Source organism: Pseudocitrobacter corydidari (genome assembly GCF_021172065.1).
In the GTDB taxonomy this organism is placed as follows: Bacteria; Pseudomonadota; Gammaproteobacteria; order Enterobacterales; family Enterobacteriaceae; genus Pseudocitrobacter; species Pseudocitrobacter corydidari.
This window is the reverse complement of the sequence record NZ_CP087880.1, coordinates 4,890,589-4,903,760: the sequence shown is the minus strand read 5'-3', so window position 1 is coordinate 4,903,760 and position 13,172 is coordinate 4,890,589. Positions and strand designations below refer to the sequence as shown.

General features: G+C 53.6%; 11 protein-coding genes. 2 read left to right on the top strand and 9 right to left on the bottom strand.

Features of this window, described 5'->3' with window-relative positions:
• Positions 1-5: 5 nt before the first annotated feature.
• Both cysD and cysG read right to left on the bottom strand, forming a co-directional pair.
• Complete coding sequence (gene cysD / locus G163CM_RS22885; RefSeq protein WP_015963247.1) at positions 6-914, bottom strand: sulfate adenylyltransferase subunit CysD; 909 nt, start codon at positions 912-914, stop codon at positions 6-8.
• 9 nt (positions 915-923) lie between these two features.
• Positions 924-2,330, bottom strand: coding sequence for a siroheme synthase CysG (cysG, locus tag G163CM_RS22880; protein ID WP_231828416.1), 1,407 nt, complete (start codon positions 2,328-2,330; stop codon positions 924-926).
• Positions 2,331-2,578: 248 nt separating this feature from the next.
• Between cysG and G163CM_RS22875 the strand changes: the two genes are divergently transcribed.
• Complete coding sequence (locus G163CM_RS22875) at positions 2,579-3,622, top strand: aminopeptidase (protein WP_015963245.1); 1,044 nt, start codon at positions 2,579-2,581, stop codon at positions 3,620-3,622.
• Between the two features lie 66 nt (positions 3,623-3,688).
• On the opposite strand, the gene G163CM_RS22870 is transcribed toward G163CM_RS22875, so the two are convergent.
• From G163CM_RS22870 to cysJ, 4 genes are all read right to left on the bottom strand, one after another.
• On the bottom strand, positions 3,689-3,841 hold the full coding sequence (locus G163CM_RS22870; protein WP_000956460.1) for a Hok/Gef family protein: 153 nt from the start codon (positions 3,839-3,841) through the stop codon (positions 3,689-3,691).
• 264 nt (positions 3,842-4,105) lie between these two features.
• Positions 4,106-4,840, bottom strand: a complete 735-nt coding sequence (gene cysH, locus G163CM_RS22865; protein ID WP_231826388.1) for a phosphoadenosine phosphosulfate reductase — start codon at positions 4,838-4,840, stop codon at positions 4,106-4,108.
• 136 nt (positions 4,841-4,976) lie between these two features.
• On the bottom strand, positions 4,977-6,689 hold the full coding sequence (cysI, locus tag G163CM_RS22860) for an assimilatory sulfite reductase (NADPH) hemoprotein subunit (protein WP_231826387.1): 1,713 nt from the start codon (positions 6,687-6,689) through the stop codon (positions 4,977-4,979).
• Positions 6,689-8,491 carry an NADPH-dependent assimilatory sulfite reductase flavoprotein subunit gene (gene cysJ / locus G163CM_RS22855; protein WP_231826386.1) on the bottom strand — a complete coding sequence of 601 codons (1,803 nt, stop codon included), beginning with the start codon at positions 8,489-8,491 and terminating at the stop codon, positions 6,689-6,691. Before cysJ ends, cysI begins: the two co-directional genes overlap by 1 nt.
• A 303-nt stretch (positions 8,492-8,794) precedes the next feature.
• On the opposite strand from cysJ, the gene queD reads away from it, so the two are divergent.
• Complete coding sequence (gene queD / locus G163CM_RS22850; protein WP_015963241.1) at positions 8,795-9,160, top strand: 6-carboxytetrahydropterin synthase QueD; 366 nt, start codon at positions 8,795-8,797, stop codon at positions 9,158-9,160.
• A 48-nt stretch (positions 9,161-9,208) separates the two neighbouring features.
• On the opposite strand, the gene queE is transcribed toward queD, so the two are convergent.
• The 3 genes from queE to pyrG form a co-directional block, all read right to left on the bottom strand.
• Positions 9,209-9,880: a 7-carboxy-7-deazaguanine synthase QueE gene (queE, locus tag G163CM_RS22845; protein ID WP_015963240.1), complete on the bottom strand. Its 672-nt coding sequence runs from the start codon at positions 9,878-9,880 to the stop codon at positions 9,209-9,211.
• A 135-nt stretch (positions 9,881-10,015) separates the two neighbouring features.
• The gene (gene eno, locus G163CM_RS22840) at positions 10,016-11,314 is read right to left on the bottom strand and encodes a phosphopyruvate hydratase (RefSeq protein ID WP_005130911.1); all 1,299 of its coding nucleotides are present in this window, start codon (positions 11,312-11,314) and stop codon (positions 10,016-10,018) included.
• Between the two features lie 82 nt (positions 11,315-11,396).
• Positions 11,397-13,034: a glutamine hydrolyzing CTP synthase gene (gene pyrG / locus G163CM_RS22835; protein ID WP_149463400.1), complete on the bottom strand. Its 1,638-nt coding sequence runs from the start codon at positions 13,032-13,034 to the stop codon at positions 11,397-11,399.
• Positions 13,035-13,172 lie beyond the last annotated feature (138 nt).

Below are 13,172 nucleotides of genomic sequence, written 5' to 3'. Positions count from 1 at the left end.
GCTCCTTAGAAATAACCCTGACGTTTTTTAAGCTCCATCGAGCCTGCCTGGTCGCGGTCAATCACGCGGCCCTGACGTTCACTGGTGGTCGAAACCAGCATCTCTTCGATGATTTCCGGCAGCGTCTGCGCATCGGATTCTACTGCGCCGGTCAGCGGCCAGCAGCCAAGGGTACGGAAGCGCACCATACGTTTTTTGATAACCTCGCCTGGCTGTAAATCGATGCGATCGTCATCGATCATCATCAGCATGCCATCGCGCTCCAGCACCGGGCGTTCTGCCGCCAGATACAGCGGAACGATTTCGATATTTTCCAGATAGATGTACTGCCAGATATCCAGCTCGGTCCAGTTGGAGAGCGGGAAGACGCGGATGCTTTCGCCTTTATTGATCTGGCCGTTGTAGTTGTGCCACAGCTCCGGGCGCTGATTTTTCGGGTCCCAGCGGTGGAATCGGTCGCGGAAGGAGTAGATACGCTCTTTGGCGCGCGACTTCTCTTCATCACGACGCGCCCCGCCGAACGCGGCATCAAAACCGTATTTGTTCAGCGCCTGTTTCAGGCCTTCCGTTTTCATGATATCGGTGTGTTTGGCGCTGCCGTGCACGAACGGGTTGATCCCCATCGCCACGCCTTCCGGGTTTTTATGCACCAGCAGCTCACAGCCATAGGCTTTCGCGGTACGGTCGCGGAACTCGTACATCTCACGGAATTTCCAGCCGGTATCCACGTGCAGCAGCGGGAACGGCAGGGTTCCCGGATAGAACGCTTTACGCGCCAGGTGCAGCATCACGCTGGAGTCCTTGCCGATCGAATACATCATGACCGGGTTGGCGAATTCGGCGGCCACCTCACGGATGATATGGATGCTTTCCGCCTCCAGTTGCCGCAGGTGAGTGAGTCGTTTTTGGTCCATAACCGTTCCTTAAGCCAGATTCACTACAGAAGAATCGAAATTTTCTGAGTCTGTTGTGTGTTGAAACCAGGCGAGCTGGTGATGCAGTTCCACCACTTCGCCGACCACCAGCAGTGCTGGCATGGGGGCCTCTTTCGCCAGGTTTTCGAGTTGTTGCAGGGTGCCTGTTTTTATCTGTTGGTCCGCACGCGTACCGCGCGAAATCACCGCCACCGGCGTTTCGCTGTCGCGTCCGTGTTGAATCAGTTGTTGGCTAATTTCCGCCGCTTTCATGGTGCCCATGTAAATCGCCAGCGTCTGACGGCTTTGCGCCAGCTGTTTCCAGTCAAAGGGCGTGCTGTCCGCTTTGTAGTGCCCGGTGACGAAAGTGACGCTTTGCGCGTAATCGCGGTGAGTGAGCGGTATGCCTGCATACGCGGTTGCACCTGCGGCAGCCGTCACGCCGGGAACAACCTGGAAGGGAATTCCCGCTTCTGCTGCCGCCTGAAGTTCTTCGCCGCCGCGCCCGAAAATAAACGGGTCACCGCCTTTAAGGCGCACCACGTTTTTGCCTTCTCGCGCTGCTTCAACCAGCAGACGATTGGTTTCGTGTTGAGGAACGGAGGTGGCACCTGCGCGTTTACCCACGCAGACAAGTTCTGCATCACGACGAACCAGTTCGCGTACTGCATCGCTGACCAGATGATCGTAAAAAACGATATCCGCTTGCTGAATGACCTGAAGCCCACGCAGCGTCAGCAGCCCGGCATCGCCCGGCCCCGCGCCCACCAGAATAATCTCGCCCACGCGCCGCTGCGGCTGAGCCAGTTCATCCTGTAATGCCGCTTCCGCCGCCTGCTGATTGCCAGCAAGCAACATGTTGGCAATACGACCACGGAACACGCGTTCCCAGAATCGACGGCGCTCGGCGGTGGTTTTCAGATGCGTTTTAATCGCATGACGCCAGTAACTGGCCACTTCGGCCAGCAGGCCCAAGCGCGTTGGCAGCAGCGCTTCAATTTTTTCGCGCAGGATGCGCGCCAGTACCGGCGCGGTGCCGCCGGATGAAATCGCCACCAGCAGCGGCGACCTGTCGACAATCGACGGGAAAATGAAGGAGCACTGCGACGGGCTATCCACCACATTCACCAGCCGCTGGCGGGCATTTGCCGCATCATAAATACGCTGATTGAGTGGGTTATTCTCGGTGGCGGCAATCACCAGGAAAACGCTATCGAGCTGTGTTTCCTGAAAAGAGTCTGCCAGCCATGTGATCTTGTTATCCGCCACCAGCGCCGCCAATTCATCGCACAGCGTTTCGCTCACAACCTGAACGTTAGCGCCTGCGCGCAGCAGAAACGCGATCTTGCGGGCAGCGGTGTCATCGCCGCCCACAACCAGGGCAGTGCGGTCTTTCACAGCGGCAAAAAGGGGCAGATAATCCACAGAGTTACAACTCACTAACAATCAGTCATAGAGGGACTATAGGGTGCCCCTTAGTGCAAATGAAATTACGAAATGGAATGAGTAGTTCCTCAAAGGAATAACAGCCTGAAAAAGCAAATATCAAAAAGTGCTTAACACCCTCTTTTTTGGGCATTTAAGAAGAAATGAAATTGTGTAATCACCGCCCCGGTTTCATACTGGCTGCGTCTAATTTTTTGCATTGTTTAAAGGATTTCCCTATGTCTTCCGCACTGCGTCGCCGCCTCTTCGCGCTGGCGCTTGGCGTATGCTCTGCCTTCCCGGCACTGGCGACAACGACGTCGCCCGGTTCTATCGCAAACACCCAGGCTCGCTATATCGCAACCTATTTCCCTGGCCGTATTACCGGCACACCGGCAGAGATGCTGTCGGCAGATTATTTGCGTCAGCAGTTTGCCAAAATGGGTTATCAAAGCGATATCCGCACGTTCCACAGCCGCTATATCTACACCGCCAAAAATAACCGCCAGAACTGGCATAACGTGATTGGCAGCACCGTTATCGCGGCGCATGAAGGTAAATCGCAGCAGCAGATTATTGTGATGGCGCATCTGGACACCTATGCGCCGCAAAACGATGGCGATGTCGAAAATAATCTCGGCGGGCTGACCCTTCAGGGTATTGATGATAACGCGATGGGGCTGGGCGTGATGCTTGAGCTGGCCGAGCGTCTGAAAGACGTGCCGACGGAGTACGGCATTCGCTTCGTCGCCACCAGCGGCGAGGAAGAAGGCAAGCTGGGCGCGGAGAATCTGCTCAAACGCATGAGCGCCGCCGAGAAGAAAAATACGCTGCTGGTTATCAACCTCGATAATCTGGTCGTCGGCGATAAGCTCTATTTCAACAGCGGCGTAAAAACCCCGGCGTCGGTACGAAAACTCACGCGTGACCGCGCGCTGGCGATTGCGCGCAGCCATGGTATTTCCGCCTTCACCAATCCAGGTTTGAATCCTGATTATCCAAAAGGTACCGGTTGCTGTAATGATGCTGAAGTGTTTGATGCCGCGGGTATTCCCGTGTTGTCTGTAGAAGCAACGAACTGGTCGTTAGGGAAGAAAGATGGTTATCAACAGCGGGCAAAAACACGCAGTTTCCCGGAAGGAAACAGCTGGCACGACGCGCGGCTGGATAATCAGCAGTATCTCGATAAAGCCCTACCAGGCAGAATTGAGCGCCGCAGCCGCGATGTCATGAAAGTGATGATGCCGCTGGTTGCGGAACTGGCGAAGGCGGGGAAGGTTTAGGTTAAAAGGGTGCCGGAGACCAAACCATCACAATCCAATACGCGGGGTTTTACCCCCGCGTGATGGCTACTTCTTCGATTCGTAAGCGAGAACTGCCTTAAACTCCATACCACGCTCTCTGATACTCAACTCACACAGCGAGTCGCCTACCATCAGCGTGAATCCCAGTACTGTAAAACACAGCACTATGATTGCCACAAGGGCATATTTTGTTAGCATGTCTTGCCTCCCTGCAAAGAAGAGACTAACATCCGAATTGCAACGTTCGAACGCGAGCCTCAGGTTGATAGAAATATCGCCTGGGGCTTTTGTCCATCTGGAACCTCGCGAATGCTCAACGCCAGACAGCCTCAAGCACCCGACGCCATTCTATGCCTGTTGTTTCCCTCTGCTATTTTCACGTTTAAAATCAGGAATGCGGCTCGCAAAATAAAAACGCCTCCATCTTTTCAGACAGAGGCGTTTATTAAGCGGTGCAATGTTTTACCCTTCGTGCAGCCCACATTCCCTTTTTAAGCCAAAGAAACGCGTTTCTTCTTCCGCCATGCCAGGTTCCCATTTACGGGTTGTATGGGTATCACCGACGGATAAATATCCTTCATCCCATAGCGGGTGATATTTCAGACCATGTTTTTGCAGGTACTGATATATCGTCCGGTTATCCCAGTCGATAATCGGCAGCACTTTAAATACACCACGCTGAACCGCCAGTACCGGCAATGTTGCCCGGCTACCGGATTGTTCGCGGCGTAATCCTGCAAACCAGGTTTTTGCGTTCAGTTCTTTCAGCGCCCGGTTCATCGGTTCGACTTTGTTGATGTCATTGTATTTTTCAATGCCTTCAACACCCTGTTCCCACAGTTTGCCGTAGCGGGCTTCCTGCCAGGCTGCGCTTTCGGTGGCGCGGTACACTTTCAGGTTGAGCTTGAGTTTGTCCGTTAACTCGTCAATAAAGCGGTAGGTTTCCGGGAACAGATAGCCGGTATCGGTGAGGATCACCGGAATATCCGGACGGATCTGATTCACCAGATGCAGGCTCACCGCCGCCTGAATGCCGAAGCTGGAAGATAGCACATATTCACCGGGCAGATTATCCAGCGCCCAGGCGATGCGGCCTTCAGCGTCCAGCTTTTCAAGCTCGGCGTTAGTTTGAGCCAGCGCCAGAATGCGGTCTACCTTTGGCAGGTCGTTCAGGGCATTTAGATCGAGTTTGGACATAAGTTCCTCACTGTTTGCCTTGCGGGTTAAGTAGGCCGGATAAAGCGTTTACGCCGCGTCCGGCAAAAGGCGCCACAATGTCTGATGGCGCTTTGCTTATCAGGCCTACAAAACCGGGCAGGAGCGGCAATTCAAGTTAATCCCACAAATCGCGCGCCGGGTCGAGCACCGGGCGAATGATGCCCGCGCGCACCGTAAAGTCGCCGAAGCCTTCACCCGCTTCACGCTCTTTCGCCCAGCGCCCTACCAGTTCATCAATCACTGCAAGAATTTCAGTGTCGGTGATGTTCTCTTTATACATACGCGGGATACGCGTTCCCATGCGGTTGCCGCCGATATGTAAGTTATAGCGGCCCGGCGCTTTCCCGACGAGGCCGATTTCCGCCAGCATCGCGCGACCACAGCCGTTCGGGCAGCCCGTCACGCGCAGGACGATGTGCTCATCACTGACACCATGCGTCGCCATCACCGCTTCCACCTTGTCGACGAACGACGGCAGGAAACGTTCAGCTTCGGCCATCGCCAGCGGACACGTTGGGAACGACACGCAGGCCATTGAGTTTTCACGCTGCGGGGTGACGACATTCATCAGGCCGCTCGCCTGCGCAATTTTGTCGATCTTCGCCTTCTGGCTTTCCGGTACACCGGCAATGATCAGGTTCTGGTTCGCGGTAATGCGGAAATCGCCTTTATGGATCTTCGCAATATCCAGCAACCCGGTTTTCAGCGGACGCCCAGGATAATCAAGGATACGACCATTTTCGATAAACAGCGTCAGATGCCATTTGTCGTCGATCCCTTTTACCCAGCCGATGCGATCGCCGCGCCCTGTAAATTCATACGGGCGGATCGGTTCGAATTTGATCCCCGCACGACGTTCCACTTCCGCTTTAAATGTCTCAACACCCACACGTTCCAGCGTGTATTTGGTTTTGGCATTTTTACGATCGGTACGGTTACCCCAGTCGCGCTGAGTCGTCACGACGGCTTCCGCCACCGCCAGCGTATGCTCCAGCGGCAGATAACCAAACTCGCTTGCGGTGCGAGCGTAGGTTTTCTTGTTACCGTGTTCGATGGAAAGCCCACCGCCCACCAGCAGGTTGAAGCCCACCAGTTTGCCGTTTTCGGCGATCGCCACAAAGTTCATGTCGTTGGCGTGCAGATCGATATCGTTCTGCGGCGGGATCACTACTGTGGTTTTGAACTTACGCGGCAGATAGGTCTGACCGAGGATCGGTTCTTCATCAGTGGTGGCGACTTTTTCCTGATCGAGCCAGATCTCCGCATACGCACGGGTGCGTGGCAGCAAATGTTCAGAGATCTTCTTCGCCCACTCGTAGGCTTCTGCGTGCAGTTGCGACTCATACGGGTTCGAGGTGCACAACACGTTACGGTTCATGTCGTTAGCGGTCGCCAGCGCATCAAGACCGACCGAGTGCAGCATCTGGTGCACCGGTTTGACGTTCTTTTTCAGAATGCCGTGGAACTGGAATGTCTGGCGGTTGGTCAGGCGAATGCTGCCATAGATGGTGTTTTCACCGGCAAATTTATCGATCGCCTGCCACTGTTTGGTGGTGATCACCCCACCCGGCAGACGGCAGCGCAGCAGCATCGCATGACGCGGCTCCAGCTTCTGTTCAGCACGTTCAGCGCGGATATCGCGGTCATCCTGCTGATACATGCCGTGGAAGCGGATCAGCAGGAAGTTATCGCCCTTAAAACCACCGGTCAGGCCATCGTTTAAATCTTCAGCAATCGTGCCGCGCAGGTAGTTGCTCTCAAGCTTCATGCGCTCGGCGTCTGCCAGTTTACCTTCGACCACTAAAGGCCCTGGATGTTTTTCGCTCATTAGTAGACATCTCGCTGATAACGGCGCTCTACGCGCAGCTCACTTAAAAATTCATCCGCCGCTTCGGTGTCCATGCCACCAAATTCGGCAATCACTTCCAGAAGTGCCTGCTCAACGTCTTTCGCCATGCGATTAGCGTCGCCGCAGACATAAATGTGGGCACCGTCATTGATCCAGCGCCACAGCTCCGCGCCCTGTTCGCGCAGTTTGTCTTGTACGTAAACTTTTTCTTTTTGATCGCGCGACCAGGCGAGATCGATACGGCTCAATACGCCTTCTTTCACGTAACGCTGCCACTCCACCTGATAAAGGAAGTCTTCCGTAAAGTGCGGATTGCCAAAGAACAGCCAGTTTTTGCCTGGCGCTTCGTCGGCGGCGCGTTGCTGCATAAAGGCGCGGAATGGCGCGATACCGGTACCTGGACCAATCATAATCACCGGCGTTTCCGGGTTCGCTGGCAGGCGGAAGTTATCGTTATGTTCGATAAAGACGCGGACTTCGCCCTCTTCTTCCACGCGATCCGCGAGGAAACTGGAGGCTCCACCCGCACGGGCGCGGCCTTCAATGTCATAACGCACCACGCCAACGGTGACGTGCACTTCACTTTCCACTTCAGCCTGCGATGAGGCGATGGAATAGAGGCGCGGCGTCAGCGGGCGCAGCAGGTTAATCAGCGCTTCAGCATCAAGCTGTGCAGGCGAGAAACGCACCATGTCGACAATCGGCGTGGTCGCGGCGTAATGCTGCAACTGCGCTTTATCGCCTACCAGCGGCAGCAGTGTTTCGCTGCGGGTAAGTGTGGCGTAGTTTTCAACGATATTGGCGGTGTTAACCGTCAGTTCGAAGTGCCATTGAAGCGCTTCACTCAGGGTCAGCGTTTTTCCGTCAACGGTGACGGATTCATCGCCTTTCAGCCACAGCAGTTCGACAAGTTCTTTAACCAGTGCCGGATCGTTCTGATACCAGACCCCCAGCGCATCGCCCGGCTGATAGCGCAGGCCAGAGTCGCCTAAGTCGATTTCGATATGACGAACGTCTTTTTCTGAATCGCGGCTGGTGATTTTCTGATTAACGGACAAGCTTGCCGTCAGCGGCGCTTCTTTGCTGTAGGGGCTGGTGTAGATTTCATTCACCGCGCCCGTCGCGACGGCTTGTGAAGGTGCTGCGACAGGCGCGCGCGATTTAAGAACATCCACCACACGGGCGCGCCATTCGCTGGCGGCAGCCTGATATTCTACATCTGCATCAACGCGATCGAGCAGACGCTCACCGCCAAGTTCCGCCAGTTTGCTGTCGAAATCTTTACCGGCCTGGCAGAAGAATTCATATGAGGTATCGCCCAGCCCCAGCACAGCAAAAGCAGTGCCATCAAGCTTCGGTGCTTTTTTCGAGAACAGGAATTTATGCAGCGCCACCGCTTCTTCCGGCGGCTCCCCTTCCCCTTGCGTGGAGGCAACGACAACCAGCAGTTTTTCTGACGCGATTTGTTTGAATTTATAATCCCCGGCATTCACCAGGTTCACGTTCAGTTTAGCGGCGAGTAAATCGTCACGCAGCGCTTCAGCAACCCGACGGGCGTTGCCGGTTTGCGAGGCAGAGATAAGCGTAATGGCTGGGGCCTCAACAACTGCTGGCGTTGCAGCAACGGCTGCGGCACCAGGCTGCTGATTCAGCACGCCCCAGAAATAGCCAGAAACCCAGGCAAGCTGGGTCGGCGTTAAGTCAGTCGTGGCCGCCTGAAGGCGTGCCAGTTGCTCCGTATTAAGCGGCAGCAGCGCGGAAGGGGGGACCTGTGTTGTCATGCTTGTTATGTTCCAGTATCAAAGCTGTTTCAAATCGGGAAAAACAAAACTGAATGTAAGGTTAACGAGCTGGATAATAACAATTAAAGAAGGGTTGGAAATATCAAATAACCAAATGAACTAACCTGATTTCCAGGTAGTTATTAGCAATAAAAGTGATTGGATAACTTATTGATATAGATAGCAAAGGAACCATGGACACAATCCATTACGCTCTTCACGTCCATTTGTGGGTTTTAGTTAATGATAAAAAATGTGCTTTCCGGTACTATGCGGCGGTTTTTTCCGCAAGACTGAGAGTTCATGATGTCCACCACACTGTTTAAAGATTTCACTTTTGAAGCCGCTCACCGTTTGCCTCACGTACCCGAAGGGCATAAGTGCGGTCGCCTGCACGGCCACTCCTTTATGGTGCGCCTTGAGATAACGGGTGAAGTCGATCCGCATACCGGTTGGATCATGGATTTCGCCGAACTGAAAGCGGCGTTCAAACCGACTTACGATCGTCTGGATCACTACTATCTGAATGATATTCCGGGCCTGGAGAATCCGACCAGCGAAGTACTGTCGCGCTGGATTTGGGAACAGGTGAAACCGGTTGTGCCGCTGCTGAGCGCGGTGATGGTGAAAGAGACCTGTACGGCGGGTTGTGTTTATCGCGGGGAGTGAATTTCTGCGAACTGATGAAAGCCCGGTAGATGCTACCGGGCTTTTTTATTAGGCAATATTCAGATACTTATGCGTCTGCATCGACAAGCGCCAGTTGCGCGCAATGCAGGTATCAATGCACAGGCGTGTGGCATCTTCTTTCTGGCTAATCGGCTGCAAGGCAATCACGCGCTGTTTGTCGTCCGTCAGCGTCTCCAGCAGCTCATCCAGCGCTTCAATATCGCGCACGCGGCCTACCGGGTGTTTAATCTCATCGGCACGCTCCAGCGCCTGTGACAGCACGTCATAGCCACCACGCATGTTCACTTTCGGGGAAACCGTGACCCACGTGGTGTGCGTGCAACGCACTTCGTGCGTACCGCTGGTTTCAATCTGGCAGCTATAGCCGTTTTGCTCGAGCAGCGTTGTCAGCGGGGTGAGGTCGTGAATGCAAGGTTCGCCGCCGGTGATGACAACATGCTTCGCTGTCCAGCCCTGACGGGCAATGGCGGTTAACAGATCGTCTTCTCCTGCCGCGCCCCATTTATCGCTCTCTTTGGTTTTTGCCAGGATGCTGAACAGAGACACTTCCCGATCGCTAAGTTTTTCCCAGGTATGCTTGGTATCACACCAGGCGCAGCCCACCGGGCATCCCTGTAAACGAATAAAGATAGCGGGAACGCCAGTGAAGTAACCCTCGCCTTGCAGGGTCTGGAACATTTCATTAATCGGGTACTGCATAATCATCTCTGTAAAAGGGGTATGCGGTAATTATCGCAGATTTATGCGGGAGGGTCATGTTTGCCCGTGCATTCTCTTACAGGCATAAAAAAACCCGCCGAAGCGGGTTTTTATCAAGAGTTAAAAGCAGGGCGATTAAGCCTGGCCTTTGATCTCTTTACGACCGTTGTACGGAGCTTGTTCGCCCAGTGCTTCTTCGATACGAATCAGCTGGTTGTATTTAGCAACACGGTCAGAACGGCTCATAGAACCCGTTTTGATCTGGCCTGCAGCGGTACCAACAGCCAGGTCAGCGATGGTAGCGTCTTCAGTTTCGCCAGAACGGTGAGAGATGACCGCAGTGTAGCCAGCGTCTTTCGCCATTTTGATCGCAGCCAGAGTTTCGGTCAGGGAACCGATCTGGTTGAATTTGATCAGGATGGAGTTAACGATGCCTTTTTCGATGCCTTCTTTCAGGATCTTGGTGTTGGTTACGAACAGATCGTCACCAACCAGCTGGATTTTGTCGCCCAGTACTTTGGTCTGGTATGCGAAACCATCCCAGTCAGATTCGTCCAGGCCATCTTCGATGGAGACGATCGGGTACTGTTTGGTAAGTTCTTCCAGGAAGTGAGTGAATTCTTCAGAGGTGAAAGCTTTGTTGCCTTCGCCAGCCAGAACGTATTTACCGTCTTTGTAGAATTCAGACGCTGCGCAGTCCATCGCCAGAGTGATGTCTTTGCCCAGTTCGTAGCCTGCTGCTTTAACCGCTTCAGCGATTACAGCCAGCGCTTCTGCGTTGGAACCCAGGTTCGGCGCATAGCCGCCTTCGTCACCAACAGCAGTGTTCATACCTTTCGCTTTCAGAACTTTAGCCAGGTTATGGAACACTTCAGAACCCATACGTACAGCTTCTTTCAGGGTTTTCGCGCCAACCGGCTGAATCATGAATTCCTGGATGTCGACGTTGTTGTCAGCGTGCTCGCCACCGTTGATGATGTTCATCATCGGAACCGGCATAGAGTATTTACCCGGGGTGCCGTTCAGTTCAGCGATGTGAGCATACAGCGGCAGGCCTTTAGCAGCAGCAGCAGCTTTAGCAGCAGCCAGAGAAACGGCCAGGATTGCGTTCGCACCGAAGTTAGATTTGTTTTCAGTACCGTCCAGGTCGATCATGATTTTGTCGATGCCAGCTTGATCTTTAGCATCTTTACCCAGCAGAGCCTGAGCGATTGGGCCGTTAACAGCTGCAACAGCTTTCAGTACGCCTTTACCCATGAAACGGGATTTGTCACCATCGCGCAGTTCCAGAGCTTCGCGGGAACCAGTAGAAGCACCTGACGGAGCAGCTGCCATACCGACGAAACCACCTTCCAGGTGAACTTCTGCTTCAACAGTCGGGTTACCACGGGAGTCGATGATTTCACGACCGATGATTTTAACGATTTTGGACATTAGGTTTTCCTCAGTACAAGTTAAACTAAAACTCCAGACAAACAACGCCCCTCATGGGGCGTTGCCGTTCTAACTTTTTTACTTACTTCGCCTGACGTTTCTGGTACTCGCTGGCGGCTTTCACAAAGCCTGCGAACAGCGGGTGACCATCACGCGGTGTAGAAGTAAACTCCGGATGGAACTGACAAGCAACGAACCACGGGTGATTCGGAACTTCGATGATCTCGACCAACTGATCATCCCCGGAACGGCCCGCAACGCGCAGACCTGCAGCTTCAATCTGTTTCAACAGCATATTGTTGACTTCGTAGCGGTGACGATGACGCTCAACGATCGTTGGCGCATTGTACAGCTGACGAACCAGGCTATCGTCGGAGAGCTGGCACTGCTGTGCGCCCAGGCGCATTGTGCCGCCGAGATCGCTCTTCTCGGTACGCACTTCAACATTACCTTCTTCATCACGCCACTCGGTAATGAGCGCCACAACCGGGTACTTACAGTCTGGCACAAATTCCGTAGAGTTGGCGTTATCCATACCCGCCACGTTACGTGCAAACTCAATCAACGCAACCTGCATACCCAGGCAAATGCCCAGATACGGAATATTGTTTTCACGCGCATAGCGTGCGGTAGCAATTTTACCTTCGACGCCACGGTAGCCGAAACCACCAGGAATCAGGATAGCATCTAAATCTTTCAGGATTTCGACGCCACGTGTTTCAACATCTTGCGAATCGATCAGTTTGATGTTGACGGTTACACGATTTTTCAGGCCACCGTGTTTCAGCGCTTCGATAACTGACTTATAGGCATCCGGCAGTTCAATGTACTTGCCGACCATACCAATCGTTACTTCACCTGCCGGGTTAGCTTCTTCATAGATAACCTGTTCCCATTCAGACAAGTTAGCTTCCGGACAGTTCAAGCTGAATCGTTTACAAATATAATCGTCCAGCCCCTGAGATTTCAACAGGCCTGGAATTTTATAAATGGAATCGACATCTTTCATCGAAATAACGGCTTTTTCTGGCACGTTACAGAACAATGCAATTTTTGCACGTTCGTTAGCCGGAATCGCGCGATCGGAACGGCAAACCAGGATGTCAGGCTGAATACCAATGGACAGCAGTTCTTTTACAGAGTGCTGAGTCGGTTTGGTTTTGACTTCACCCGCCGCCGCCAGATAAGGCACCAGGGTCAGGTGCATGAACAGTGCGTGCTCACGACCAATATCAACCGCCAGCTGGCGAATCGCTTCAAGGAACGGCAGGGATTCGATATCACCTACGGTACCGCCGATTTCAACCAGAACCACGTCATGGCCTTCACCGCCAGCAAGTACGCGTTCTTTGATAGCGTTAGTGATGTGCGGGATAACCTGTACGGTCGCGCCCAGATAGTCGCCACGGCGCTCTTTGCGCAGGACATCTGAGTAGATACGGCCGGTCGTGAAGTTATTGCGGCGAGTCATTTTGGTGCGGATGAAACGCTCGTAGTGACCCAGGTCCAGGTCGGTTTCAGCGCCGTCTTCAGTAACGAACACTTCGCCGTGTTGGATCGGGCTCATGGTGCCTGGATCGACGTTGATGTACGGATCCAATTTCATCATGGTTACGTTGAGGCCACGGGCTTCAAGAATGGCTGCCAGGGAGGCTGCGGCAATGCCTTTACCCAGAGAGGATACGACCCCGCCGGTCACAAAAATATAGTTCGTTGTCATGCTGAACCTGAGAAGTTAGGGTGAAACGATGGAATAACCAGGACGGGAAAACAGTATACCCGAACATGACGAGCGCCACAAACTTTCATTCTCCCTCCCCTATGTTCTTCAGGCCGCGTTAATGTTGGTTTTCTCCGG